At 66.0% G+C, this 25,583-nt stretch carries 25 protein-coding genes and 1 pseudogene; 15 read left to right on the plus strand and 11 right to left on the minus strand.

Annotation, left to right across the window (positions count from 1 at the left end; translation table 11 throughout):
• Window positions 1-82 precede the first annotated feature (82 nt).
• A complete protein-coding gene (locus CXZ05_RS10335; protein ID WP_102972521.1) occupies window positions 83-1,054 on the plus strand; it encodes a TIGR03885 family FMN-dependent LLM class oxidoreductase in 972 nt (323 codons plus the stop codon).
• Window positions 1,051-2,745 (plus strand): alpha-amylase family protein, encoded by a 1,695-nt coding sequence (locus tag CXZ05_RS10340; protein WP_102972522.1) that lies wholly within the window; start codon window positions 1,051-1,053, stop codon window positions 2,743-2,745. Before CXZ05_RS10335 ends, CXZ05_RS10340 begins: the two co-directional genes overlap by 4 nt.
• Before the next feature lie 6 nt (window positions 2,746-2,751).
• On the opposite strand, the gene CXZ05_RS10345 is transcribed toward CXZ05_RS10340, so the two are convergent.
• Together CXZ05_RS10345 and CXZ05_RS10350 are read right to left on the minus strand one after the other, a co-directional pair.
• Window positions 2,752-4,518: an alpha-glucosidase gene (locus CXZ05_RS10345; RefSeq protein ID WP_102972523.1), complete on the minus strand. Its 1,767-nt coding sequence runs from the start codon at window positions 4,516-4,518 to the stop codon at window positions 2,752-2,754.
• A gap of 120 nt (window positions 4,519-4,638) precedes the next feature.
• On the minus strand, window positions 4,639-4,911 hold the full coding sequence (locus tag CXZ05_RS10350; protein WP_102972524.1) for a hypothetical protein: 273 nt from the start codon (window positions 4,909-4,911) through the stop codon (window positions 4,639-4,641).
• A 394-nt stretch (window positions 4,912-5,305) separates the two neighbouring features.
• On the opposite strand from CXZ05_RS10350, the gene CXZ05_RS23095 reads away from it, so the two are divergent.
• Window positions 5,306-5,479: a hypothetical protein gene (locus CXZ05_RS23095; protein WP_180987350.1), complete on the plus strand. Its 174-nt coding sequence runs from the start codon at window positions 5,306-5,308 to the stop codon at window positions 5,477-5,479.
• 19 nt (window positions 5,480-5,498) lie between these two features.
• Complete coding sequence (locus tag CXZ05_RS10355) at window positions 5,499-5,738, plus strand: hypothetical protein (protein ID WP_146033083.1); 240 nt, start codon at window positions 5,499-5,501, stop codon at window positions 5,736-5,738.
• A 42-nt stretch (window positions 5,739-5,780) separates the two neighbouring features.
• Here CXZ05_RS10355 and CXZ05_RS10360 read toward each other — a convergent pair whose 3' ends face one another.
• The 4 genes from CXZ05_RS10360 to CXZ05_RS10370 form a co-directional block, all read right to left on the minus strand.
• A complete protein-coding gene (locus CXZ05_RS10360; RefSeq protein ID WP_102972526.1) occupies window positions 5,781-6,602 on the minus strand; it encodes an IclR family transcriptional regulator in 822 nt (273 codons plus the stop codon).
• Between the two features lie 98 nt (window positions 6,603-6,700).
• On the minus strand, window positions 6,701-6,832 hold the full coding sequence (locus CXZ05_RS23690; protein WP_374754646.1) for a zinc-binding dehydrogenase: 132 nt from the start codon (window positions 6,830-6,832) through the stop codon (window positions 6,701-6,703).
• Between the two features lie 15 nt (window positions 6,833-6,847).
• Window positions 6,848-7,651 (minus strand): HpcH/HpaI aldolase/citrate lyase family protein, encoded by an 804-nt coding sequence (locus CXZ05_RS10365; protein WP_180987351.1) that lies wholly within the window; start codon window positions 7,649-7,651, stop codon window positions 6,848-6,850.
• Window positions 7,652-7,777: 126 nt separating this feature from the next.
• On the minus strand, window positions 7,778-9,139 hold the full coding sequence (locus CXZ05_RS10370; RefSeq protein WP_258006536.1) for an MFS transporter: 1,362 nt from the start codon (window positions 9,137-9,139) through the stop codon (window positions 7,778-7,780).
• Window positions 9,140-9,439: 300 nt separating this feature from the next.
• On the opposite strand from CXZ05_RS10370, the gene CXZ05_RS10375 reads away from it, so the two are divergent.
• From CXZ05_RS10375 to CXZ05_RS10410, 8 genes and pseudogenes are all read left to right on the plus strand, one after another.
• Window positions 9,440-10,837, plus strand: coding sequence for an LLM class flavin-dependent oxidoreductase (locus CXZ05_RS10375; protein WP_102972528.1), 1,398 nt, complete (start codon window positions 9,440-9,442; stop codon window positions 10,835-10,837).
• Window positions 10,838-10,877: 40 nt separating this feature from the next.
• Window positions 10,878-12,140 (plus strand): annotated as a pseudogene (locus CXZ05_RS10380) (flavin monoamine oxidase family protein); the annotation flags it as partial.
• A gap of 109 nt (window positions 12,141-12,249) precedes the next feature.
• On the plus strand, window positions 12,250-12,702 hold the full coding sequence (locus tag CXZ05_RS10385; protein ID WP_258006537.1) for a flavin reductase family protein: 453 nt from the start codon (window positions 12,250-12,252) through the stop codon (window positions 12,700-12,702).
• A gap of 29 nt (window positions 12,703-12,731) precedes the next feature.
• Window positions 12,732-13,289, plus strand: a complete 558-nt coding sequence (locus CXZ05_RS10390) for a flavin reductase family protein (protein ID WP_102972529.1) — start codon at window positions 12,732-12,734, stop codon at window positions 13,287-13,289.
• The gene (locus tag CXZ05_RS10395; RefSeq protein ID WP_102972530.1) at window positions 13,286-13,702 is read left to right on the plus strand and encodes an ester cyclase; all 417 of its coding nucleotides are present in this window, start codon (window positions 13,286-13,288) and stop codon (window positions 13,700-13,702) included. The genes CXZ05_RS10390 and CXZ05_RS10395 overlap by 4 nt, the downstream gene beginning before the upstream one ends.
• 69 nt (window positions 13,703-13,771) lie before the next feature.
• On the plus strand, window positions 13,772-15,352 hold the full coding sequence (locus CXZ05_RS10400) for an aldehyde dehydrogenase (NADP(+)) (protein WP_102972531.1): 1,581 nt from the start codon (window positions 13,772-13,774) through the stop codon (window positions 15,350-15,352).
• Between the two features lie 13 nt (window positions 15,353-15,365).
• Entirely contained in the window at window positions 15,366-16,151 is a 786-nt protein-coding gene (locus CXZ05_RS10405; RefSeq protein WP_102972532.1) for a 2-keto-4-pentenoate hydratase, read from the plus strand.
• A 111-nt stretch (window positions 16,152-16,262) separates the two neighbouring features.
• Window positions 16,263-17,117: a fumarylacetoacetate hydrolase family protein gene (locus CXZ05_RS10410; protein ID WP_102972533.1), complete on the plus strand. Its 855-nt coding sequence runs from the start codon at window positions 16,263-16,265 to the stop codon at window positions 17,115-17,117.
• Here the strand turns inward: CXZ05_RS10410 and CXZ05_RS10415 are convergent.
• Window positions 17,114-20,260: a glucan 1,4-alpha-glucosidase gene (locus CXZ05_RS10415; RefSeq protein WP_102972534.1), complete on the minus strand. Its 3,147-nt coding sequence runs from the start codon at window positions 20,258-20,260 to the stop codon at window positions 17,114-17,116. The two genes, CXZ05_RS10410 and CXZ05_RS10415, sit on opposite strands and share 4 nt — an antisense overlap.
• Window positions 20,261-20,412: 152 nt before the next feature.
• Between CXZ05_RS10415 and CXZ05_RS10420 the strand changes: the two genes are divergently transcribed.
• Both CXZ05_RS10420 and CXZ05_RS10425 read left to right on the plus strand, forming a co-directional pair.
• On the plus strand, window positions 20,413-21,642 hold the full coding sequence (locus CXZ05_RS10420) for an ROK family transcriptional regulator (RefSeq protein WP_102972535.1): 1,230 nt from the start codon (window positions 20,413-20,415) through the stop codon (window positions 21,640-21,642).
• 160 nt (window positions 21,643-21,802) lie between these two features.
• Entirely contained in the window at window positions 21,803-22,039 is a 237-nt protein-coding gene (locus CXZ05_RS10425) for a hypothetical protein (RefSeq protein WP_102972536.1), read from the plus strand.
• A gap of 5 nt (window positions 22,040-22,044) precedes the next feature.
• On the opposite strand, the gene CXZ05_RS10430 is transcribed toward CXZ05_RS10425, so the two are convergent.
• The 4 genes from CXZ05_RS10430 to CXZ05_RS10445 all read right to left on the minus strand — a co-directional run bounded on the left by CXZ05_RS10430 (window position 22,045) and on the right by CXZ05_RS10445 (window position 24,850).
• Entirely contained in the window at window positions 22,045-22,332 is a 288-nt protein-coding gene (locus CXZ05_RS10430) for a MoaD/ThiS family protein (RefSeq protein ID WP_102972537.1), read from the minus strand.
• A 9-nt stretch (window positions 22,333-22,341) separates the two neighbouring features.
• Window positions 22,342-23,472, minus strand: a complete 1,131-nt coding sequence (locus tag CXZ05_RS10435; protein WP_102972538.1) for a sialidase family protein — start codon at window positions 23,470-23,472, stop codon at window positions 22,342-22,344.
• 75 nt (window positions 23,473-23,547) lie between these two features.
• Window positions 23,548-23,835 (minus strand): hypothetical protein, encoded by a 288-nt coding sequence (locus CXZ05_RS10440; protein ID WP_102972629.1) that lies wholly within the window; start codon window positions 23,833-23,835, stop codon window positions 23,548-23,550.
• Window positions 23,836-24,175: 340 nt separating this feature from the next.
• Window positions 24,176-24,850, minus strand: a complete 675-nt coding sequence (locus CXZ05_RS10445; RefSeq protein ID WP_102972539.1) for a TetR/AcrR family transcriptional regulator C-terminal domain-containing protein — start codon at window positions 24,848-24,850, stop codon at window positions 24,176-24,178.
• An 85-nt stretch (window positions 24,851-24,935) separates the two neighbouring features.
• Here CXZ05_RS10445 and CXZ05_RS10450 point away from each other — a divergent pair, with 85 nt between their 5' ends.
• Window positions 24,936-25,517, plus strand: a complete 582-nt coding sequence (locus CXZ05_RS10450) for a DUF4386 domain-containing protein (protein ID WP_180987352.1) — start codon at window positions 24,936-24,938, stop codon at window positions 25,515-25,517.
• The last annotated feature ends 66 nt before the right edge of the window (window positions 25,518-25,583 follow it).

A 25,583-nucleotide genomic window follows, 5' to 3' on the forward strand; every position in this document is an offset into this window, starting at 1 on the left:
CGGGACCGGACCACTCCCGCCGCGCCCACCTCGACTAGCCCCCACCCTCGACAGGGCTCCCGCCCGCCGGTAGACATTAACGATGGCAGCTATCGGTTTCCACGCATCGCACGAACAGATCAGCCCCGGCCAGCTCCTGAAGGACGTCCGGCTCGCCGAGGAGGCGGGCTTCGACGCCGCCATGTGCTCGGACCACATCGAACCGTGGTCGGCGCGGCAGGGGCACTCGGGCTTCGCGTGGTCCTGGCTCGGCGCTGCCCTGGCCAGCACCAGCCTGCGCTTCGGCGTGGTCACCGCGCCGGGACAGCGGTACCACCCGGCCATCATCGCCCACGCCTCGGCCACGCTGGCATCCATGTTCCCCGGCCGGTTCTGGATGGCCCCGGGCAGCGGCGAGAACATGAACGAGCACGTCACCGGCGACCCCTGGCCGCTCAAGGAGACCCGCCAGCAACGGCTGGAGGAGTGCGTGGACGTCATCCGCCGGCTGCACGCCGGCGAGGAAGTCACCCACCACGGCCTGGTCACCGTGGAGCAGGCGCGGATCTGGGATGTGCCCTCGCCGCCGCCGCCCCTGATCGCACCAGCCATCAGCGTGGAAACAGCTCGGCGGGCCGCCGGCTGGGCTGACGGCCTGGTAACGGTGAACCAGCCGGCCGAGAAACTCACCGAAATGCTGGCGGCGTATCGGTCCGAAGGCGGCAAGGGGAAGGCCGTACTGCAGATCCACCTGTCCTGGGCGCCCCGGGAGGAAGACGCCGTCGCCATTGCCCTGGACCAGTGGAGTTCGAATGTCTTCGCCCCGCCCATCCCCTGGGACTTGCCGACGGCGGCGCACTTCGACGGCGTCAGCGCCGACGTCGGGGAAGGGCAGGTCCGGAAATCGGTGAACGTCTCCGCCAGCCTGGACCGCCACGTGCAGTGGCTGGGCGAGTACCTGGACCTCGGCTTCGACGAGCTGTACCTGCACTTCGTGGGGCAGGACCAGGCACCGTTTATCGACGCCTTCGCGGACAGTGTCCTGCCGCAGCTGCGGAAGGTGCCGGTGGCATGAACATTGCGGAGACATCGGACCTGTGGTGGAAAACCGCCGTCGTCTACTGCCTGGACGTGGAGACCTTCTTTGACCACGACGGCGACGGCACCGGCGATTTCAACGGCCTGACCCAGCGCGTGGACTACCTGGCGGCGCTGGGTGTGAACTGTATCTGGCTTATGCCCTTCTATCCGTCCCCGGACCGCGACGACGGGTACGACGTGACGGACTTCTTCGACGTCGACCGCCGGTTGGGCACGCTGGGCGACTTTGTGGAGTTCATCCGCACCGCGAAGGACCGTGGCATCCGGGTGATCGCGGACTTCGTGGTCAACCACACCTCCAACCAGCACCCCTGGTTCGTCGAGGCCCGCAAATCCGTGGACAACCCGTACCGGGACTACTACGTCTGGCGGAGCGACCCGCCGCCGGACACGTCCTCGGAAGTGGTGTTCCCGGGCGAGCAGACCTCCATCTGGACCCAGGACGACGCCACCGGCGAGTGGTACCTGCACATGTTCATGGAGCACCAGCCGGACCTCAACGTCACCAACCCCAAAGTCCGTAATGAGATCGCCAAGGCCATGGGCCTCTGGCTGGAGCTCGGGCTGGACGGATTCCGGCTGGATGCGGTGCCGTTTTTCCTGGAGACCCGCGGCGCGCCCAAGGACGAGGCGGCCACCATCGACCCGCACGATTACCTCAGCGCCCTGCGCAGCTTCGTCAACCGGCGCAACGGTGGTGCGGTGCTGCTGGGCGAGGTGAACCTGCCGTACAAGGACCAGCTGGAGTATTTCGGCGGCGCCGAAGGCAACGAGCTGAACATGCAGTTCGACTTCATGTCCATGCAGCACATCTACCTGTCGCTCGCCAGGCAGGATGCCCGTCCGCTGGCCGAGACGCTGAAAACGCGTCCGCGGCTGCATCCCGACAACCACTGGGCAATGTTCGTGCGCAACCATGACGAACTCACGCTGGACAAGCTCAGCGACGGGGAGCGGGAAGAGGTCTTCGCCGCCTTCGGACCGGACAAGAACATGCAGCTCTACGGCCGGGGACTGCGGCGCCGGCTGCCGCCGATGCTGGACGGCGACCCCGACCGGATCCGGATGGCCTACTCGCTGATGTTTTCCCTGCCCGGCACACCGGTCCTCTTCTACGGCGAGGAGATCGGCATGGGCGAGGACCTGCGGCAGAAGGGCCGCGCCGCCGTCCGCACGCCCATGCAGTGGAACGACGAAAAGAACGGCGGCTTCTCCAGCGCGAAGGTGTCCGAGCTGGTGGTCCCGCTGGTCCGCGGGGAGTACGGCCCGGAAAAGGTCAACGCGGCCAGCGCCAAACGGGACCCGGAGTCGCTGTGGAACTTCATGGTCGCGCTCATTCAGCGGTACCGGGAATCACCGGAGCTCGGCTGGGGCGAGTTCGCCGTCCTGGAGCAGCCGGAGCCGGCCGTTTTTGCGCACCGCTGCAGCTCAGCGGAGGCCACCGTGGTATTGCTGCACAACTTCGGCGAGGCTCCGGTCAAGGTCGCCGCGAACGTCGGATCCGGGGACAGTCCGCCGCGGGCTTTCAGGGACGCCATCCTGCTGGATCTGTTCGACGGCGGGAACGTTCCGTTGGAGGCCGACGGCGGGTTCACCGTTGAGCTGGGACGGTACGGCTACCGCTGGTTCCGCGTCCACCGGCCCGGCGACCGCCTGGCGCCCTAAGCTGCGCTACACGTTCCGGCGGTAGACCTTCACTTCCCACGGGCGCAGGTCGAAGGTTTGCACCTCGCCGGCGTCCGGCGGATAGTTGCCCAGCACCAGCTGAGAGCCCGCGTCAAACCCGGTGCCGTCGTCGATCCCAGCTGTCCGGTTGGTCCCCGAAAAGTTGCCAAGGACCAGCAGCTCCGCGTCCGGAAGCGAGCGCTTGAACGCGTAGACGTGTTCGTCGCCGGGCAGCAGCATGCTGAAATCCCCGTACGCGACCACGGGATCCGAGTGCCGGAAGGCAATCACCTTGCGATAGAAGCTGAAGACCGACCCGGGGTCGTCAACCTGGGCCGCGGCGTTGATCCTATTCGCGTTCGGATTCACGGCAATCCAGGGCGCACCGGTGGTGAAGCCGCCATGCCGGCTGGCGTCCCACTGCACGGGCGTCCGGGCGTTGTCCCGGTTCAGCGGCGCCAGGGCAGCGAGGACCTCCGCGTCGGTGCGGCCCAGGTGCGTGGTGGCTTCGCGGTGGTGGTTGAGGACTTCGATGTCCCGGTAGTCGCTGATGGCGCCGAACGCCATGTTGGTCATGCCCAGCTCTTCGCCCTGGTAGACGTACGGCGTGCCGCGGTGCAGGTGCAGGACGGCGGCCAGCATCTTCGCCGACAGCTCCCGGTACTGGCCGTCGTCGCCGAAGCGGGACACGGCGCGGGCCTGGTCGTGGTTGCCCCAGTAGAGGCTGTTCCAGCCGCTCTCGGCGAGCCCTTCCTGCCAGCGGCCCAAAGACTTTTTGAGGTCGGTAAGCAGCAGTTTCTTGGGCCGCCACTTGTTGCCGCCCTCCTGGTCGAGGGCCACGTGCTCAAACTGGAACACCATGTCCACCTCCCGCCGGCCGGGATCTGTGAACAGGGCGGCGTCCTCGACGGTGACGCCCGGCATCTCACCCACGGTCAGCAGGTCCTTGTCCCGGCCCGCAAAAACCTCCTGGTGCATCTCCTGCAGGAACTCGTGGATGCGCGGCCCGCAGATGAAGTACGGGCCGCCGTCGCCGTAGAGCATCCCTTCGGCCTGCGGACCGTCCGGCAGCGACTGCTCCTTGGAGATGAAGTTGATGACATCCATCCGGAAGCCGTCCACGCCCCGGTCCAGCCACCAGTTCATCATGTCGTAAACGGCTGCCCGCACCTCCGGGTTTTCCCAGTTGAGGTCCGGCTGCTTCCTGGAGAACAGGTGCAGGTAGTACTCCCCTGTCTCCGCGTCGTACTCCCAGGCCGGCCCCGAGAAGGCAGAGCCCCAGTTGTTGGGCTCAGCGCCGGGTGTGCCTGGTTCTGCTGTTCCCAGCCCACGGCCTTCACGCGGCGGCCGCCACCAGTACCAGTCCCGCTTCGGGTTGTCCTTGCTGGAGCGGGATTCCACGAACCACGGGTGCTCGTCCGAGGTGTGGTTGACCACGAGGTCCATCACCAGTTTCATGTCCCGCGAGTGCAGGCCGTCCAGCAGTTCGTCGAGGGTCTCCAGGTCGCCGAACACGGGGTCGATGTCGCGGTAGTCGCTGATGTCATAGCCGTTGTCATCCTGCGGTGACCGGTACACCGGGGACAGCCAGACGACGTCGACCCCCAGCTTTTGCAGGTAGTCCAGCTTGCCGATGATCCCGCGGAGGTCGCCGATGCCATCGCCGTCGGAGTCCGCGAAGCTGCGCGGATAGATCTGGTACACCACCGCGCTCTTGAACCATTCCCGGCCGGCCCGGTAGGCCGCTTCTGCCTCGGTTTCCTGGGTGGTCATCGCTGGCTCCTCCTGGTCGACGGTAGCGGGCTGCTGGCCCACTGAAAGTCTTGTTCCAGAAGAATCGGCGGTCAATGGCTTGTCTGGATTGGTGTGCTTTCCGCTACGCGTACTTGGTGCCTATTCGCCGTACATCAGGCTATTGAGGAACGAGTCCAGCTGCTGACGGGTTGTGGCCTCGTTTTCGCGCGCGGCCACCGGGTTGGCCTGTGCGAGGTAGAGGCCTTCCCACGGGGAGCACACCAGTTCGCCGAGTTCGACGGCGGCGGGCTGGACGGCGGACTGTGCCGCCGCCGTCGTTGTAGCGGGCGACGGCGTGGCGGTGCGGCGGGAGGGGCCGTGCCCCCAGCCGAAGGCGCTGGCAATTGCTCGGTGACCTACTGAGATGGACATGGTTCCTTCCCTTCTGCCTTGCCGTCCGGTACATCTGCGTATCCGGCCGACCTTGTCCTGTAAAAATCTTACTGTTCAAATCTTGAACGCGACGTTCAACCTATGAACGACTCCTATTGTGGCACGGCTCACCTTCTGGCGCAATGGCTGCAAAGACGGCCGCGGACACATTTCTGCCGCGCGCTGGAGCATTCCGACTGGCGCCACAAACAGCCCCCCTTGCAAGATGCCGTGACAGAGGCCACAATGGAGCTACGTTCAGTAAATGAACGTCACGTTCAAAAGCAATTCATAACCTGCACGTCGTGTCGGTCGGCCAACGGCGGCTTTCCGGTATCCGAAACTTCACCCGCGGGAACCCCTGGTTCCCCCAGCAGTCCGCGAGGAACCCATCATGAGCACCTTTCACCGCATCCTTCTCATCGCGTTCGCCCGTTCCGACCGCCCCACCGCCGGGCGCAGGCTGGCTGGCAAGGTGAGCCCCACGGCCCAGCAGTCCATGGGCTCCGATGTGCTGACCTGCACCCCGTGGGCCGGCCTGTACGTTGAAGGCCCTACCGCCTCCTAGTTCCCCTCAGAGGAAGGACATGACACACTGGCGACAAAAGGCAAGGCGTAAGACCCCTAAGCAGGTGGCGGACATCCTCCGGGCGCGCAATGAAAGGCGAACCGCAGCCCTGATCGCCTGCATCACCGAGGTGAGCAGCAGCGAGGGCCCGGACGGTGTCACCCATGGCCTGGTGGCTGAACGCGCTGGCCTCCCAGTCCACTACGTGCAGTGGAAATACCCCTCGCGTGAACACCTGATCGCCATGGCGAACACCTGATCGCTACAGCAGACGTATCGCCATCGGGCGTGTGGGCAGCAGCTAGGACAAAACCTTCGCGACGTCGGCGGCGGCCTTACGCAGTTGATCGACAACCCCGGGCAGCCGGTCCGATTTGAGCCGCTGGGCGGGTCCCTGGGCAGCGAGCACGCCGATCAGTCCGTTTGCAGTGTCACGGACAGGGTAGGCGACGGCGAAAAGACCCTCTTCAAGCTCCTCATCAATGACTGCATAGCCCTGTTCTCGGACCTGTCGGATCTCTCGCAGGAGCGCCTTCCGGTTGGTGATGGTGCGGGCGGTGTAGGACTCCAGCTTCTCAGGCAGCGTCGAGGCAATATCTTTATCGCTGAGCTCAGAAAGCAGGAGTTTCCCCGTAGCACTGGCATGCGCGGGGTAGTTCCCGCCGACGTACAGGTGGGTGGCGTTCAGGTAGCGGGAGCCCGAGGCTTCGGCGATCACATCGTAGGACGTTTCACTCCGGACCATGGCGAAGCTGATGGTCTCTTTGAGCTTCGCGGCGTATTCGTCCAGGATTGGCTGGATCCTGGCAGCAGCCCCCGTGTAGGGGTCGGCGAGCCTGCCCAGCCTGGCCACCTGCCAGCCCAGCAGATAGCGGTTGTCCACGCGGTCCACAAAGCCCGTCTGTTCCAGGCTCAGAAGCAGGCGGAAGGCCGTCGGGCGGGTCATGCCCACGGCCTGTGCCAGTTCCGTGACGGTGATGCCCTGGCGGTGACGGCCCAGTTCACTTAGCAGGACAGTGGCCTTGATGACGGACTTGTTGGTCAGGTCTACCGACTCATCGGCAGTCGTCGCGTCGGTTCCCTGTGCTTCGTCTGCTTCTGCTGCGCTTCGTCCCGCCGCCATGCCTGCTCCCGGTTCGAGTTAGCTCAGGGCCCCTGGCCCGTGCTGTCGACAACCATCCTATGCCCTTTCAATTAACGAACGGGGCGTTCAGCCCTGAGCTAAGGGAGCAGGATGACCTTGCCGGTGGTTGCCCGTGACTCGATCGCTGCGTGAGCGTCAGCGGCTTGTTCCAGGGGTAACAGGCGCCGATGCTGACCCCGGACCTCCCGCCCGGGCGATTCGCATGACACAGGACATGATGCTGCTCAGTTCATGACGCTTGCTGCAGGCCGCCGCGATGCGGAAACCGCGTTGCGCGCCGCAACAGCCAGCAGCCCGGTGTCAGAGGCAGTCGGCATGAAGCGGAATCCGAGGGCAGCCATCCTTTCGGAAAGCTCCGGCTCTCCGGTGTAGATGCCGGGCGTGACACCGGCTGCCGTACAGCGGCGGGCGATGTCGGCCAGGATCCCGTCCTGCCCTTCGCCGGTCAGTTCCTCCAGGGTGATGCCCAGGCTGAGGGACAGGTCGTAAGGTCCCACAAAAATTCCGTCCGGCCCGGTCGCGAGAATCTCGTCGAGGTTCGCCAGGCCGCCGGCTGTCTCGATCATCAGGATGCACAGGGTGTCGTCCTGCGGGTTGCCCGGAACAGGCTTCGGGTACCGCGGGCTGCGGCGGGTCGGACCGTAGCTGCGGTTTCCGCGGGACGGGAAGCGGCAGGCGGCGATGAGTGACGCTGCCGATACCGCAGTCTCAACGGTCGGGAAGATGATCCCGCCGGCACCCGAGTCGAGGATCCGGCCGATGATTCCCATGTCGTGGCCAGGTGCGCGGACGATAGACGGGACAGAGAACAGGTGGGCAGCTTCGATCAGCGGCTGCATCTCATGGGTTTCCGGGCCTCGGTGCTGGCCGTCGATGCAGATCCAGTCGAACCCTTCCGCAGCCAAAGTGTCGACGACGGCCGGATCGCGGAAACTGACCCAGGCACCCGGGTGGGTCCTGCCGTCGTCGAGGGTCAGACGCGGCGTCGGCAGGCCGGTGTTGCGTTCACTCTCACCGTAAATCTTCACTTCTTGGTTCTCCTTGTTGTGAGGTGCGTGCGTGGCGCACATGCGCTGCCCGCGGAAGGGCGCCCTGCCGGCGCAAAGTCCGGCCAGGGCGCCCTTTCCGTTCATGCGGCCCGGGGAGCCGCCGTACTACTTCACGCCCGCTTTGGCCAGTGGCGCTGAGGTGTCGCTCAGGCTGAGGCCCTTGGTTTCCGGGGCCAGATACTGGGAGATGACGGCGCCCAACACACAAATGCCGGCGGCGATCAGCATCGTGGCTCCCACGCCCAGGCCATCGACGGACATCGGGAGGATGAACGTTCCCGCCGCGGCACCGATCCGTGAAAACGCGGTGGCGAAGCCCACGCCGGCCCCGCGGATTTCCGTGGGGAAGACCTCGCCGGGGTAGACGCCGGTCAGGGCCGTGGAGATGGCGTTGAAGAAGGAGAAGGCGATGAAGCTGACCAGGATAACCATCGGCGAGACGTGGGAGAACAGGCCGATGACCACCAGGGCGACGGCGGCAATCCACATCGGCGGGATGGACAGCTTGCGGCGTCCCACCTTTTCGATCAGGAACATCGCGGCCAGGGAGCCCGCCACCACTACGCCGTTGAGCAGCAAGGCTCCGGTCAGGCCATCTTCAACGCCGAGGCTTTGGAGCACGATGGGAGCGAAGGTGGCGATGGCAAAGTACGGGGTGACATTGCAGACCCAGTACATGCAGACGAAGATCGTCGAGTTGCGGTATTGCGGTGAGAACAGCTTGCGGAAGTCGGGCTTCTCCGTCTTCTCGTAGGCCAGGTCGCGGACGTCGGCCTCTTCCATGTACTCCTGGGCCACGGCCATGCCCTCCTCAACCCGCCCCTTGCTGATCAGCCAGCGGGGCGATTCGGGCGAGCCAAGCCGGAGCAGGAAAACGATCAGGGACGGGACGGTGCTCATGCCCAGGATGATCCGCCAGTCGACGTGGATCGCCGTGGACATGTAGTAGCCCACAGCGTAGGAGAGCAGGTAGCCGACGTACCAGGCCACCTCCTGGAAGGCCATGAGCTTGCCCCGCAGCCTGGCCGGGGAGAACTCGACCAGCAGCGGCCAGCCGATTGCGTAGTCGGCACCGATCGCCATACCCATGAGCAGGCGGATCAGGAACAACTGCCACTCATCTGCGACAAAGAACTGCGCGGCGGAGCCAAGCAGGAAGACGGCGAGGTCGACGATGAACATCGGCTTCCGCCCGATCTTGTCGGCCAGGTAGCCGCCGATGGGGCCGCCGAAGAAGATGCCGATCAGGGCCGAGGCGCCAATCAGCCCCTGCCAGGTGGCAGACAGGCTCAGGTCCGACGTCAGCGCCGGCATGACGAGCCCGATTCCACCCAGAATAAAGCCGTCGATGAACATGCCACCGGCGATCACCGCGCTGAGCTTGTACAGGAACCGTTTCTTTCGCGGATCCTCTGCTGCCGAGGACTGCAGCGACGGCCCGGGGGCCGGTGTAACAGGTGTATTCACGATGGACTTCCTTGTAGATCGTGCCAATTCGAACGGGGAGGAGCGCCGGCGGTATCAGCACGGCGGCGGTTGGGGAGGGCTATAGAGCCAGGTCCGGTTCGTTCAGTTTTCGAACGCCGTGGTCAAAAATATGGCATGCGCCACACGCGGTGTCAATAGGAGCCATGTAATCCTGCGAGCTAATAAACAGGTCCTTGACAGTGAGCTGGCTTACATTCTAAATTGAACGCAGTGTTCATCTTATGAACGTCACCGAAGTTGTCGCCTTGTCAGGCACGAGTCCAAGGAAGCACCGCTGCCATGAAAAACGCACCACTGAGCCTTTTCGCTTTTGACGTCTTTGCCCCAAGCCACTTGACCTCCGGTTCCTGGCGGGCCGAAGGCGATCAAGGCCATCGATACACGGACCTCCAGTACTGGACGGGCATCGCACAGACGCTGGAAAACGCCGGTTTCGACGGGATCTTCTTCGCCGACAACGTCGGCTACCACGATGTTTTCCGCGGAAACGGGGACGCTGCCCTGCGCGATGCCGCGCAGTTCCCGATCAACGACCCAACGGTCCTGATCAGCGGCATGGCCGCCGTCACCAAGCACCTGACTTTTGGCGTAACCGTGTCGGCCACCTATGAGCCGCCCTACCTGCTGGCCCGCAAGTTCAGCTCACTGGACCACCTCACGTCCGGCCGTGTCGGCTGGAACATCGTGACCTCCTACTCGGAGGCCGCCGCCCGCAACCTCGGCAAGGAGCAGCAGCTCACCCCCGCAGAGCGTTACGACCTCGCCGACGAGTACATGGACGTCGTCTATAAACTCTGGGAGAGCTCCTTCGAAGAGGACGCAGTGGTCCGCGACGCCGAGTCCGCAACCTACATCGACCCGTCCAAGGTGCACCCGATCAACCACTCCGGGGAGCACTTCACGGTCCCCGGATTCCACCTCTGCGAGCCGTCCCCGCAGCGCACCCCGGTGCTGTTCCAGGCGGGTTCTTCCTCCAGGGGCATGGAGTTCGGCGGCAAGCACGCCGAGGCCGTTTTTATCCAAGGCACTTCCGTTAACGGGGCCAAGCGCACCGTAGCCAAACTCCGCCAGGCCGTGGCGGATGCCGGCCGCGATCCCCGGGACGTCAAGGTGGTCATCCTGCTCACCGTGGTGGTTGCACCCACCGATGAGGAAGCCCAGGCCAAGTATCAGCAGGCCGTGGACAACGCACCCATCGATGGAATCCTGGCCCGCTTCAGTGGCTGGACCGGAATCGACATGTCCGAATACGAACTCGATACCCCCTTGCGGTCCGTTGGAACGAAAGCGGGGCAGTCCATGGTGGACATGTTTTCCAAAGCGGACCCGGACCGGGAATGGACGCCGCGCCAGATCGCCGAGTACCTGGCCGTCGGTGGCACCGGCGCCACGATCGTCGGCTCCCCGGAAACCGTTGCAGCCGAACTGCGCCGCTGGCGCGACGAGGCAGACATCGACGGGATCAACCTCAGCTACATCACCAAGCCCGGGGGCTGGGAGGAGTTCATCGAACTGGCGTTGCCGGAACTTCGCGACCAGGGCCTGGTGGCCCCGGAACGCAGCGAGGACCAGGAACCGGTAACCCTGCGCGAAAAGCTCTTCGGCCAGAAGTACACCCTGGATGGCCACCCGGCCACGGCAGAGCGTGCCAAGCACCTGAGCGAAGCAACCCGCTAAGCGCTGCCCCACAGCAGATACATCAACGAAAGATACTTCAATGACTGAACAGACTGACGTAGTCGTCATCGGCGCCGGTCTCGCCGGCCTCGTCACCGCCCGCGAGCTCAGCAACCGCGGCCACAACGTGGTTGTCCTCGAAGCCCGCGACCGTCTGGGCGGCCGCCTGTACACCGAGCGCCGGCTGGGACAGAACCTGGAGCTCGGCGGCAACTGGCTGCACTGGACCCAGCCCCACGTCTGGGCCGAGGTCACCCGCTACGGCCTCGAGGTCTCCCGCGGTCCGCGCTCAGAGGAAACCTACTGGCTGGCCGGCAACGAAGTACGCCGCGGCAACCTGGACGACTTCATGAAGCTGATCGATCCCGGCATGACCCGGCTGCTCGAAGACACCGTGAAGTGGCTGCCCCGCCCGGATGCACCGCTGACCGTGGAGAACCTCGCCGAGGTGGATCAGTACAACCTGCAGGAAATGCTGGACAAGCTGGATCTCTCCGAGGATGAGCGGAACGCGAACGAGGCCGCCTGGGTGGGCCACTTCAACGCTCCCCTGGACCAGTGCGCCTACGTCAACGCGCTGCGCTGGACCGCCGGATCGTCCGGGCACTGGCACCTGATGCACGAGGCCTCCGCGATCTACCGGCTGAAGGACGGCAACGACGGGCTGGCCAACGCCATCGCCGGGGACAGCACCGCCGATATCCGCCTCAACACCCCGGTCACTTCCGTCCGCCACAGCAGCGACGGCGCCATCATCACGTACGGCGACGGCCGGGAAATCCAGGCCAAAAAGGTGGTCATTACACTGCCGCAGAACGTGCTGCACAAGCTTGACGTCCAGCCCGCCCTGTCCGAGGGCAAGCTCGCCCCCAGCCGGGAAAGGACCGCATCCCAGGGCGTCAAGGCCTGGATCCGGGTCAAGGGACCCATCAAGCCGTTCTTCGCCTATTCCGCACAGGACAAGCCGCTCTCCGTGATCCGCACCGAGTTCGTCGGAGAAGACGACGCCGTGCTGGTCGGCTTCGGCGCCGACGCGAACCGCATCGACGTCACCGACCCCGTGCAGGTCCAGGAAGCCATCAAGGTGTGGCGCGACGACCTGGAAGTCCTCGAGGTCACCGGACACAAATGGGGCGAGGACCCTTACGCCGAGGAGACCTGGCAGATCCAGCGCCCCGGCCAGCTCACCAAGTACCACGCCGCGCAGCAGGCCAGCGAAGGCGCACTGCACTTCGCCAGCAGCGACACCGCGAACATCTGGGCCGGCTTCTTCGACGGCGCCATCGAAAGTGGCCTGCGCGCCGGCCGCAACATCCACGCAGAACTGAAGGCCGCCGCCGTCTTGGGGGAAAGTCATGAGCGCTCCCGCACTCGCCACGCGGCCCGTCAGCTCCGATACCTACCGTGCCGTCATGCGGCACCTGCCCACCGGAGTTGCCGCGGTCTGCTCCACGGACCCGGTCACCGGGGCCCAGAACGGCATGATCGTGGGAACCTTCGCCTCGCTGTCCATGGAGCCGGCGCTGGTGACATTCAGCGTGATGCACTCTTCGGCCAGCTGGCCCAAGATCTCCGAAGCGGCGACCTTCAGCGTCAGCTTGCTCGCCGAGGACCAGCAGCAGGTGTGCCGTGCGCTCTCGGCGAAGGGCGCGGACAAGCTCAGCAGTGTGGGCTGGTCCGAATCAGTGTGGGGCACCCCGCACATTTCCGGTTCTCTTGCCTGGTTCGACTGCCGCATTGAACAGCAGTTCACGGCCGGGGACCACGTCGTCGTCATCGCCAGCGTACTGGACATGACGCCCGGTGAGGGCGCTCCCCTCATCTTCCACGGTGGCCGCTTCGGAAGCTTCCGCGAAGTCGCCTGATCCAATTCACTTGATCAAGGAACACTGACATGGATATCACCCCCGCTCCGGCCGCCACCCCCGTGGCCGACATCACCCCCGCCTACTACCGCCAGATCCTGGGCAAGCTGCCCACCGGCGTTACGGCCATCACCGGCGTCAACGACGACAACGAGAAACTCGGCCTCGTCGTCGGCACCTTCCAGTCCCTTTCGCTGGAGCCGCCGCTGGTCATGTTCTGCGTGGACAAGTCCTCCTCCAGCTGGCCAAAGCTGCGCAAACTCCAGAAATTCACCGCCAACATCCTCTCCGATGACCAGATCAGCATCTGCCGGTCACTGTCCCGCAAGGGACCGCAGAAGTTCGAAGGCCTGCCCAGCACCCCCGGTCCCCTCGGCACCCCGCATCTGGACGGTGCCACCGCCCACATCGACTGCATCGTCACTGCTGAGGTCGTCGTCGGCGACCACTACATGGTGGTTGGTTCCGTGACGAACATGAGCGAGGGAACCGGGGACGCCCTGCTGTTCCGGGCCGGCAAGTTCGGCCAGTACCAGCCCATCGACATCCCGGCACCTGCCGAAACAGCAACGAGGAGCGCATCATGAGCCGCCGCGACACCATTCTCAAGGCATGGAACGGCGCTTGGGGGGACGGAGACCTGACCGCGTTCGAGCAGCTCCTCGCGCCCGGTTACGTCCGCCGCTCAAAGTCAGGCAGCGAGGACTACGCCAGCCTTCGCAAAACCATTGAGGCCATGCACACTGCATTTCCGGATTCGGGCACCGACATCCTGGACATCATCGAGGACGGCGCAAAAGTGGCGGTCCACTGGCAAACCACGGGCACGCACCAGGGCGAATTCATGGACGTTCCCGCCACCGGGCGCCGCATCACCGTCACCGGCGCGTCCTTCCTCCAATTCGACGGAGACAAGCTCGCGGAGGAATGGGTCATCTGGGACCCGCGCGAACTCCTCTCCGCCCTCGGCATCTGGCATTTGGGAGCAGGCGGCGCCTAACGGCACTGCCCGGGAAGACCACCCATCAACACCGTCCGTACCTACTTACACCGCCCAGGAGGGCGCACAATGACACTTCAAGGACATTCCCTCATCGCCGGCGAGGCCGCCCCCGGTACCAGCGGCACCGCCTACGGGATCAACCCGGCCACCAACGAACAGCTGGAACCTGCCTACACGCTGATCAGCGAGCAGCAGCTCAAGATCGCCACCGACGCGGCCGCTGACGCCTTCGACTCCTTCAGCACCCTCGAACCGGAACGGCACGCACGCTTCCTGGAAGCAATCGCGGAGAACATCGAGGACATCGGTGATGAACTCATCGAGCGGGCCTCCACCGAAACCGGACTCGGCCTCGCGCGCCTGCAGGGCGAACGCGCCCGCACCACCGGACAGCTGCGGCTCTTCGCCGACGTCGTTCGGCAGGGGGACTTCCGCGGCGTCCGCATCGACCCTGCGATCCCGGACCGGGCGCCCCTGCCCCGCGCCGACATACGGCAGCGCCAGATCCCGCTCGGTCCCGTGGCCGTCTTCGGTGCCAGCAACTTCCCGCTGGCCTTCTCGGTCGCCGGCGGCGACACCGCCTCCGCGTTCGCGGCTGGCTGCCCAGTGATCGTCAAGGCACACAATGCCCACCCCGGCACCGCCGAGCTCGTGGGCCGGGCCATCACCAAGGCCGTCCGCGACCTCGGCCTGCACCCCGGCGTCTTCTCGCTGATCTACGGCTCAGGGGCGAGCATCGGCCAGGCCCTCGTGGCCGACCCCGCCATCAAGGCGGTCGGCTTCACCGGATCCCGCGCCGGCGGCACGGCTCTGATGCGCACCGCAGCGGCCCGGCCGGAACCGATCCCGGTCTACGCCGAAATGTCCTCCATCAACCCGGTCTACATCTTCCCCGGCGCGCTGAACGGGGACGTTGAAGCCCTGGCCCAGCAGTACGTCACCTCCGTCACCGGCAGCTCCGGACAGCTCTGCACCTCGCCCGGGCTCGTCTTCGTTCCCGCCGGCGACGCCGGAAACCGGTTCGCCGCGGGCGTCACCGACGCCATCACGCAGCTTTCCGGGCAGACCATGCTCAGCGGGGGCATCGCCTCGGCCTGGCAGCACGGTCACGACGCACTGGAGGCAGCCTCCGACGTCGAAGTCCTCGGCCGCGGCACGAAAGGCCCGGACGAGAACTCCCCGGCACCGGCGGTCTTCACCGCAAACCTGGACGTCTTCACCACCAACCCTGTCCTGCACGAGGAGATCTTCGGTGCCGCGTCCCTGGTGGTCCGCTACAAGGGCGTCGAGGACCTGGTCGAGGCCACCGGGAAACTGGAGGGACAGCTCACCGCCTCGCTGCACGTGACCGAGGACGACTACTCCGCTGTCGCGCCGCTCATTCCCGCACTCGAGCGCAAGGTCGGCAGAATCATCATTAACGGCTGGCCCACCGGCGTGGAAGTGGGCCACGCCATGGTCCACGGCGGACCGTTCCCGGCAACCTCCGACTCGAAGACCACGTCGGTGGGCACTCTGGCGATCAACCGGTTCCTGCGCCCGGTCGCCTACCAGAACTTCCCCGAGCAGCTCCGCCCGGCACCGCTGCAGGACGCCAACCCCTGGCAGGTCAATCGGCTCGTCGACGGCCAACCCGACCACAACTAACTTAGGACTTTCCATGCCAACCATCACCCTTGAAGACATCGCGGACACCCTCCGCACCGCCCGGCTGCAGGGCGCACCGATCGCAGCGCCCACCCAAACCTGGCCGTCACTGGACGCCGATGCCGCATTCGAGGTGCAGAAGCTCAACGTGAGCCACGCCGTCGAAAACGGTGACCGTCTGGTCGGCTACAAGCTCGGCAACATCGCCAAAGTCATGCAGGACGCCTTCGGCCTGGACCAGCCGGACTACGGGCACCTGCTGGCCAGCACCTTCGCCTATGAGGGCACTACCCTGCAGCGGAGCGCGTTCATCGAGCCCTTCGTGGAACTTGAGCCAGCGTTTGTCCTGCGCGGGCGCCTCGGCGGCCGGAACACCACCATCGCCGACGTCATCAACGCCATCGACTACGCGCTGCCGGCAATCGAAATCATTGACTCCCGGGTCAAGGACTGGGCGATCGGACTTCCGGACACGCTGGCAGACAACGGCTCCACTGGCGCCATCATTCTCGGCGGCACCCCGCGGCGGGTCACCGACCTGGACCTCCGGGATACCCGCGGCGCCCTGCGGTTCAACGACAAGGAAGTCATCTCGGGCACCACCGGCAACATCCTCGGCAACCCGTTCGCCGCCGTCGCCTGGCTCGTCAACCGACTCGCGGACTACGACGTCGAGTTCGAACCCGGACAGGTCATCCTGCCCGGCAGCTGCCTGCAGGCTGTCCCCATGAACGAAGCCGGCCGCTGGTCGGGGACCTTCGAAGGCTGGGGCACCATCGAATTCGATGTAGCGCCTTAGCCAAAGATTCGAACCCGCCAAGAAACAAGCCGGCGTTCCCCGGCCCATCTCCGGGCCGGGGCGCGGCGGCGCAAACTGACCCAACCGAGCCATTCATCCAAAGGACAAACGGTGCGCCTGGCCAACATCGCGAACCGGCTGACACTCGTCACGCCGAACAATGAAGTCATCGATCTCTCGCAGGAGTCGGGTGGCCGCTTCAGTCCTTCGATCCAGGAGTGCTACGAACGCTGGGATGGGCTCCTCGAGTACGCCCGCACGCTCGAAAGCACGCCCGGGAAGCCCCTGGCTGAAGTCCCGCCCGAAGACTTCGGCAACCCGGCACCAGAGCCGCGCCAGGTGTTCGCGATCGGGCTCAACTACGCCGCCCACGCCGCGGAAGCCTCGCTCGCGGTACCCGAGGACCTCACCGTCTTCACAAAGTTTGCCAGCTCCCTCACCGGACCGTACGGTACCGTCACCCTCCCGCCCGGGACCGTGGACTGGGAGGTCGAGCTCGTGGCAGTTATCGGCCGCGGCGGCTCCCACATCCCCGCGGACAAGGCATGGAGCCACGTCGCCGGGATAACCATCGGGCAGGACTTGTCCGAACGCACCATGCAATCGGCCGGCCCGGCGCCGCAGTACAGCCTTGCCAAGTCCTTCCCCGGCTTCGGGCCGGTCGGTCCGCTGCTGGTCACCCCGGACGAGTTCGAGGACCCGGACAGCATCGAACTGGGCTGCGCCATCAACGGCGAGGAGGTCCAGAAGGGCAACACCTCGGACATGGTCTTCCCCGTTCCCGAGATCATCGCCCGCCTGTCCAAGGTCACGCCGCTGTTCCCCGGGGACGTCATCTTCACGGGCACGCCTCCCGGAGTCGGAGTCGGCCGGGTGCCCCAGCGGTTCCTCGCCCCGGGAGACGAACTCGTCACGTACATGCGCGGCGTCGGCCAAATGCGCCACCGGATGCAGGCCGCCTCCTAAGGCCGGAGGCCCAGCATCGGCACGACCACAGGCGAGCCTGCACGCCAGTCGAGCACGGTTGACTGGGTCTGGCCCTCACCGACCAGGATGTCCAGCGCGTTGGGGTCCCTGGTGTCCGTGTCCCTCGCGGGGAGGCCACCGTCGAAGACGCCCGCTCCGCCGCCGAAGCGCCATTCCTTGATCCAGGACGGATCTCCCGCTTCCCAGTAAGCGCCGTCGTAGACGGGCCGGACGTTACCGATGCCCTCACTGGCCTCGGCGTTGCCGAACATGGCCACGGACATCCGGGCCGTCGCGGGGTTCAGCCCGCCGAGTGCCGCCTTGGGCACATGGGTCACGATCTGATGCGCTTCGGGCACGGCCATCAGCGAGACGGCCGAGGTGCGTGTGCCGTCCGGGGCGTAAACTCCGGCGCCGTCGAACCGGCCGTCGGTGACGATGACCGAGTTCCAGGCGTGCTCCACGTTGATGTTGGTGCCGGGCAAGCCCGGAGCGGCCCCGCCCTCGCCTTTGCCCAGGTACATGTTGATGCGTTGGTGCGAGATGGCCTGCCCGCCCCACGGGTTGGTCACGTCGCCGGCAATCGTGGAAACGAAAGCGTAGCCGTCGCCGGAGTCGTAGACCTCCACACCCGTCAGGTCGAAGGCACCAGGAACGTAGGCGCTGTTGGTCGGGTACTTGTACGTTCCGGGGCCGTTGTCATCGCCCGCAGGGTCGCTGAGCGCACCGATGCGGCTGCCGTAGTAAAGGACGGTCCGGTCCTCGACGGCGGTGCCGCCGTCTGCCGCGACCGCCGCGACGACGATGTTGTTCTTGTCGCCGGTGAGCGCTACGTCGAGGGTGAACGTCCCGTCAGTTACGGGCGCTTCCGTGGCCGTCCCGTTCACGGACACGTACACCTTGGCGGCGTTCGTGGTTCCGCGGACGACGGCGGTGGCTGAGTCCGCCGTCGTCAGCGCCTCCGGTGCGGTAACAGTGAGTTCCGGGCTTGAGAGCCGAACTCCGCTTGCGTAGCGTGCAGCGACGTTGGCCGGCGTTTCCACGGGGCTGCCCGCCTTGACGCCTGCGGCCAGCCGGACGTACTGCGCCATCGCCCAGGACAGTGGCGACGCCGATCCGGTGCTGCGGCCCAGTTCATGGCCGTATGAGGTGGGCTCGTCCCGGTCCCAGACCTGCTCGGGGATCATGTAGCCGGCGTTGGCGGCCGAGTGCATGGTCTGCAGGTACGGAACTGCGTCCTGGCCATTGGCGAGGGCATACTCGCCGCGTTCACCGCTAAGGAGGGGCCAGAGCCTGCCGATTCCGGTGCCGTCCCAGGGCGAGCCGTCGGCCTTTTCGCCATAGCCGTCGTAGGTGTAGCGGTGCCACATGCGCCCGCCCGGGGTTTCTTGGGAGATGGAGGCGTCGGTCTCGGCCAGGGAGTCCGCCACATAGGGGTCGGACGGTGCCTTCACGCCGAGCCGGACGAACTCCAGGAAGCCGCCGTCCAGAACCGCGTTTTCGGGGTGGACTCCGGCGCCGTTGCCCCAGTCACGGACGGAGCCGTCGTTCGGGCTGCCCGTGGCGCTGATACGCAGGTAGTACTTGCCGTCGCCCACCGGGCCGTTGGTGGTGAACATCCATTTCTCCGTGCTGCGCTGCCATGCATCCGCAGTGGCGCGGTAGATGGCGGCGGAACCGGCGTCGCCGTTCTTCCCAGCGATGTCCCCTGCGGCGGCCAGCGCCGCGATCTGGGAAGCCAGGGTGGAGGTCGAATACCCGCCGGTCTCCTCCCACCGTTCCTGCGGCGTCTTGGGACCGGCCGCAACCAGGTAATCAGCGGCGGGCTTGAGCTCGTTCCGGTAGAAGGCGGCGTCGGTGCGGCCGATCTGGTTGGCCAGCAGGATGGGGAAGGCTGTTTCGTCGAGCTGGATGCCGTTCTGGCCGATGGTGCCGTCCACGCGGGAGGTCTGCGGGAAGTGGCCATCCGGCTGCTGCTGGTACTTAAACAGCCACTCGACGCCGCGGCGGGCCGCTTCCTCGTCGCCGGCAGCCAGGAGGGCGGTGACGGACTGGTACATGTCGCGCGCCCAGACGGCGTGGTAGCCCTCGCGGTGGGTTTCGGCGCTTGCCGCCTGGCCCCACGGGATGGTCAGCGACGCGATGAAGGCGCCGGGGAAGGTCTTGTCCTCGTGGGATTTTACGGTCATGAGTGAGACGTCGTACTGCGTACGGAGGTCACCCGCCAGGGACTTGGCGGGCTGGTTGAGGGAGTTCAGGTACTTCTTCCACTCCCCTGCATAGCTCTTGCTGACCTTTTTGTAACCCGCCTTGATGCTCGCCTGTGCCGTCGCCAATGCCTCGGCTGGTTCGGTGCCGAAGCCCAGGGCCAGCGAGAATTCGGTCTTCCCGCCTGCCGCCAACGGAATCTGGGCGGTCTGGTAGATGTTGCCGGGGCCAGCAGTTGCTGACGCGGTCTCCAGCCGGCCGTCCGCTGCCAGGTCGGTCCAGCCGTCGCTGGTTCCTACATAGCCGTTGGACATGGCGCCGAAGCCCACTGAGGAAACCAGCGCGGTGGCCACGGGTGTGGTGCTGTCCGCGAGGTCCGAGGCGAGGAGTGCGCCGTCGGCAGTGCTGCCTGAGTCTCCCCCGGAGGTTCCCGCCAACGAGGGGTCCGAGAGGACGAACAATTGGTACGCACCGCCGTCGAGCACCTCAAACGTGACGCCGAGCATCACGGAGGAGCGCTGGGGATCGGTGACGTAGGTCTTGGTGAGGCGCCACCGGCCGGCGTTGTCCGTGGTGGTCTGCCGGTAGCTGAGCGCCTTGGGGTCGGCGAGTTCCACCGTGCGGGTGCTCTGTTCGCTCTCGCGCTGGGCGGTGGTGCCGTCGCTGACGGCGAACTGCAGTTCCCGGGTGTTGGGCGTGTCGGCGCGGGGGTAATACACCTCGCTCATGGTGCCTTCGGTCAGCGTGTACCAGACCTTCGAAGCTGGACTAAGCGAAGTGCCGACGCCTTCCTTGTCCCCCTTGGTCCAGGTGGCGGCGGCGCCGGGCGAACCCGGCGGGTCGGTGGCTTCCGCGAAGGCGGGGCTTAGGCCCAGCGCTGAGACTGCCACCGCCAGGGCGGCAGCAGTGCAGGCGGATGTGAGGCGTTGCTTCATTGCTCTCCTCGGATTCGGGGTGCGGGAATATCCGGCGGAAGGGCCCCCAAGCAACCTTCGGCTCGAACTGCTGTAGTTTATTAAGGACTTTAATAAACCACTGCCAGCTAGTATGGGAGGGCAATTGTCTGCGCGTCAAGGGGTGGGGAAAAATGACGGCGAAGCGAACAGCCGCCACCGCCCCGGTCCTGCGCCGGATCAGCGCGGAAGCCGTGCTGCAGGCCATGGTCTCCGCAGGCGAGCTGACCGCGGGCGACCTCATCGCGGCGACCGGCCTGTCCCGGCCGACTGTGCACTCGGTGTGCGACGAGCTCATCGGTCTAGGCTGGGTGCTGGAAACGGGAGGGGCGGCCTCACCGGCCGCGACCGGCACACAGCCAGGCGGCCGGCCGTCCCGCCGGTACACCCTGAACGCCTGTGCCGCCTTCGTGGTCGGCATCGACCTCGGCGCAACCAAGGTCTCCTGCTGCCTGGCCGATCTCCGCGGGCGGATCATTGTGGAAACAACACGGCCGTGGCGGGATGAGCACGTGGGGGCTCTGGAACGTGTGCAGATTGCCCGGCGGATCATGCAGGAACTGCTCGATCAGGCAGGTCTGGATGCCGGTCAGGTGCTGGCCGCGGGCATGGCCATACCGGCGCCGGTCACCGACGACGGGCATGCCGTGGCCCTCGAATCCTACCTGCCCGGCATGGCCGCACTGGACCTGAGGACTGCCCTGCAGCCGGACTTCCAGTGGCCGCTCCTGGTGGACAATGACGCCAACCTTGCAGTCCTGGCGGAGCGCTGGTGCGGGGCGGCGCAGGGCGTGGACAACGTGGTGGTCCTGCTGGCCGGTGAGCGTCTGGGTGCGGGCATCTGCCTCGGCGGACGGCTGATCCGCGGCGGCGGGGCGGCCGGTGAAATGCGCTTCCTGGAGCTCGTGGAGGGCGTCGGCAACACGGACGCCATCGGGGGCATGTGCCGGGAGCTTGGTGCCATCGCCGCTGCCGAGATCCTCGCCGGTGACAGACCTGTTGCCGCCGGCGAAAGCGTCCTCGTGGAACTTGCCGGCCGGCGGCCGGAGGACGTGACGGCGGAGATGGTAGTGGAGGCCGCCCGCCGCGGCGACCCCGCCGCCGTCGAAGTGGTGGCCGTGGTGATGGACCGGACGGCACGGGCCGCAGCCGTGGTGAGCACGCTGCTGGATCCCGAGCTGCTGGTCCTGGCCGGCGGGCCCGCAGGCGCCGGGGATGTGCTGCTTCCCGTGTTCGAGCAGCAGCTGGGCCAGCTGAACTCGGCGCGGCCCAGGCTGGCCGCCTCCACCCTGGGGGACCATTCCGCCCTGGTCGGCGCCGTCCGCACCGCCTTGGACCACGCCTTCGAATCACTCCTCGGCTGAACGGCCAGGATCGCGGAGCCAGTGCCCGGGTGCGCAAACCGCCTCGGCGCCGGAAACTAACCGGGCGCTAACGGGCAGGAAACACGTGCGCAACAATGCCACGCCACACTTGGTTGTGCCGGCAATTGCAGGCACCAGCTCCAGCTCAGGAGGCCACGCCATGTTGAAGGAAGCCAAACCCCACATCACCCGGGTCCGTGCCCTGGACCAGCTGCACCGCGGCGACGAGATCGAGGCCCGCCTGTCCGTGGGCCCCAGCTATGACGACGTTATCGTCCGCCGCGGCAGCGTCCAGGAGACGGCCCCAGGCATCGGCGTCGTGTGGATCATGGATCATCACTCGGGCATGCGCAAGGCCATCAATACGGACGAATGCAGCGTGTGGCGCGTCGCCTGAGCCAGCTAACCGCCGGCCACGGACTGGATAATCAGCACTTCCTGGCCGGCAGAAACTTCCGTTTCCAGGCCGCGGAGACGCCGGACCTCCTCACCGTTCACGTAAATATTCACGTAGCGGCGGAGCGCACCTGTCTCGTCCCGCAGCCGCCTGGCGAGCACCGGGTAGGTCCCGGTCACGGAATCCAGCAACGAACCCACAGTCACCGCCGCGTCGGCGGGTGTAGTCAGTATGGACTGCCCGCCGGCGAGGGGCTGGAGGACACTGGGAAGAACCACGCTGATCTCAGCCACTGCACATCCTCATGCGGAAAACCCCGCCGTAATTGGGGCGCCGGCCACAACGGCAGCGCGGACGCACAGCACATCCGGCAGGTGGGATGCCACCTCCGCAAAGGTTTCACCTTCGTCGGCGCTGGCATACACCGCGCCGCCGCGCGTTCCGAAGTACACCCCGGCGGGTTCGGCGGAATCCACGGAGGCCGCGTCACGGAGCACCGCGTTGAATTCTGATTGCGGCAGCCCGGAGTCCAGACGCTTCCACGTGGCCCCGGCGTCGTCGGTACGGTGCACGGCGAGCTTTCCGTCCGGCGGGATGCGTTCGCCGTCGGCCTTCAGGGGAACAACCCAGGCCGTTCCTGCACGCCTGGGGTGCGTCAGCATGACGAACCCGAAATCGGCCGGCAGGCCCTCCGCTATCGATTCCCAGTTCTCGGCATTGTCGTCGGTCCGGTACACGCCGTGGTGGTTCTGCGCGTAAAGGCGGCCGTCGACGGCGGCATCCGCCGCAATCTTGTGCACGCACTGGCCGAACTCCGGGTTCGGATCGGGCATGAAGTAGGCGGAGATGCCTTTGTTCCGCGGCTCCCAGGACGTCCCGCCGTCGAGCGATCGGTAGACGCCTCCCGTGCTCATGGCGACGTGCACGTTGTCCCCGGAGGGGTTGACCACGATCGAGTGGGCGGCCGCGCCGCCATATCCTGCACCCCATTCGCTGCGGTGCGGGTGGTCCCACAGTCCGCGGTTCAGCTCGAAGTGCTCGCCGCCGTCGGTCGATTTCCACACCGAAATCGGCTCCGCACCGGCCCAGACCACCCCCGGGCGGGATTCGGCGTCGGGATAGATCTGCCAGATGCGTTCCACCGCGGCGTCGGTGCCTTCCGGGAACTTGATGGCACCCTGCTCGGGCTCGGTCCAGCTGGCACCGAGGTCATCCGAGTGGGCAACATAGGGGCCCCAGTGCTCGGACCGCACCCCCACCATGATGCGTGTGCGGCCGTCCCGCGTGTCAATTCCGATGCTCGGTATTTCGCTCATCAGGAAGTGCGGGCCGGAGAAGGACCATTGCTTCCGGTCCTGGCTGGTGGCCAGCCAGAGGCCTTTTTTGGTCCCGATCGCTAAAACGAAACTCTCTGAGGCAGTCATGCACCCCATGCAACCACTCCGGCGAAGGGGCTGCAATGGTTTGGGCCCCCGCGGGTTTGCCTGGATTCGCTGCCCGGGCCGGAGCTAGGACCCGATCCTCGCACCGGCTTTGGCGGTGCGACCTTTCGCGGCACGGCGGTTTCGCCACCACCGGCGGAGCAGGTCGGCCGCTGCCAGGATTCCGGCAAGGGGCGTCAGGACGGCGGCGGCGTAAACGAACAGCAGCCATGTCAGCGTGGCGATCGGCGGCTGGCTCCGGCTCAGCAGAGACAGGCCGCCGAACAGGCCCGCGACCCAGAAGAGCACCACCAGCGTCAGCACGGCTGCTGCCGGAAAGTACTCGTTCCGCACCACCCTCTTCAAGGTTTCCACCACTGATCCTCCTGCGCCTTGCATCCCCATGAGACCAGTATGCGACGCAGACCCGCTGTCACGGAGACGGCACGGCGAACGTGTGATGAATACAACCACTGCTTGGCCTGGTCATCGGTAGTCTGCGGAGTAGGGCCGGGGATGACGGCGACGGTGTTGTCCACCCCCAGGAGCCGGGCGGCGTCTTCGGCGGTGCGTCCCGGCCGGCCTCGACCGGCACACCTGAGCTTGAGAGGAGTGTCTTGAAAAGTTGTAGGTAGATGCGACACTTCCGGATTGGGATGGCGCTCGAAGTGCTCTGGATAGGTGGGTTTTTGCGCAGGAATCCTGGCGAGGGATGTCATGGATTTGCCGTCTCGACGGCCTGCGCCGCTGCGATGCCGTCGAGGATGAGCTTCAGCCCGAAGTCGAACTCGTGGCCGTAGGCGTAGCCCGGCTGCAGGATCAGGCTGACCGCCATGTCGGCAAGGTTGGGGAAAGCCTGCGTGATCTGCTCCTGCTGTGCCTTGACGTCTTTCGTCGCGCCGCCGATGTCGCCCGACGAGTCGAGAGGCAGCGACGCCTCCTGCTGCGCGAAGCCGTGCACATAGCTGTCGAGAATCGACATGGCATGGCCGGCCAGGGGCATCGAAAACCCTGCCGCGCGCAGGCAGCCGATCACGGAGTCGAGGTGACCGAGGGTCTCCGGTCCCGGCGAGGTTCGGGTCTTGATGCTGATCGCCCAGTGATGCTGCGCCAATACCCTGCGCATCGACTCCGCTCGCTCGTGCATGGCCGTCCGCCACTCGTCACCGGCACGCGGCGTCGAGAACTCGGAGTACACGACATCGAGCATCCCGTCGAGAATGTCGTCTTTGCTCTTGACGTGGTAGTAGAGCGACATCGCCTCGATGCCGAGTTCCGTGGCGAGCTTGCGCATGCTCAGCGCCTCGATGCCGGTGGCATCGGCGAGGGTCACCGCCACCCGGATGGCCCGCTCCCGGCTAACCGGTTCTCTGGTTTTTGACTTCGCCATAGACCATACCTTACATCGTATGGTACGGTCGAGCTATCCGACCTTACGCCGTACGGTTAGCATTGGCTCCGCGACAGGACTCACTATGATCAGCGCACGCAGAACCGCCCGGGCCGTCGGCACGCTCATGCTCGCCGGCTTCTTCCTCTACGGCATCGGAACTTCCATCGCGGCGACCGCCTCCCCCAGCGCACTCCTCACCACGGGCGCGGTGATGATGCTGCTCAATTCGGTTGCCGTTGTCGCCGTCGGTGCCCTTATGCTGCCGGTCCTCCGCCCGCACGCGGCAGCGGTCGCCGTCGGCTACCTGGCCACCCGGATCTTCGAGGGCGCGTTCCTCGCGGTCGGCGCGATCGCCCTGCTCGCCGGATTCGGCAACATCAACTTCCTCGCGTACAACATTGCGATGGCCGGTCTCGGTGTCGGAAGCCTTTTCTTCTGCGTAGCGCTCTACCGCTCACGCCTCGTGCCGCGGTTCCTCGCGGTCTGGGGATTCGTCGGCTACGCATCGTTCGCGGCCGGCTGCTTCCTCGAACTCAGCGAAGTCGCCGGCGCTGGCCTCGTCGCATCCGTTCCCGGGGGCCTGTTCGAGATCTTCTTCGCCATCTGGCTCATCGCGCGCGGCTTCGCGTCAACCGCGGCCATCGCGGTCACGGCTCCCGCATGACCGACTTGGACGACGGCCCGCATACCGGTCCCTAGAAGGCGATACTCCAGTTCCAGCTCCCCCTCC

This window comes from Arthrobacter sp. AFG20 (assembly GCF_002892795.1).
Taxonomy (GTDB): domain Bacteria; phylum Actinomycetota; class Actinomycetes; order Actinomycetales; family Micrococcaceae; genus Arthrobacter.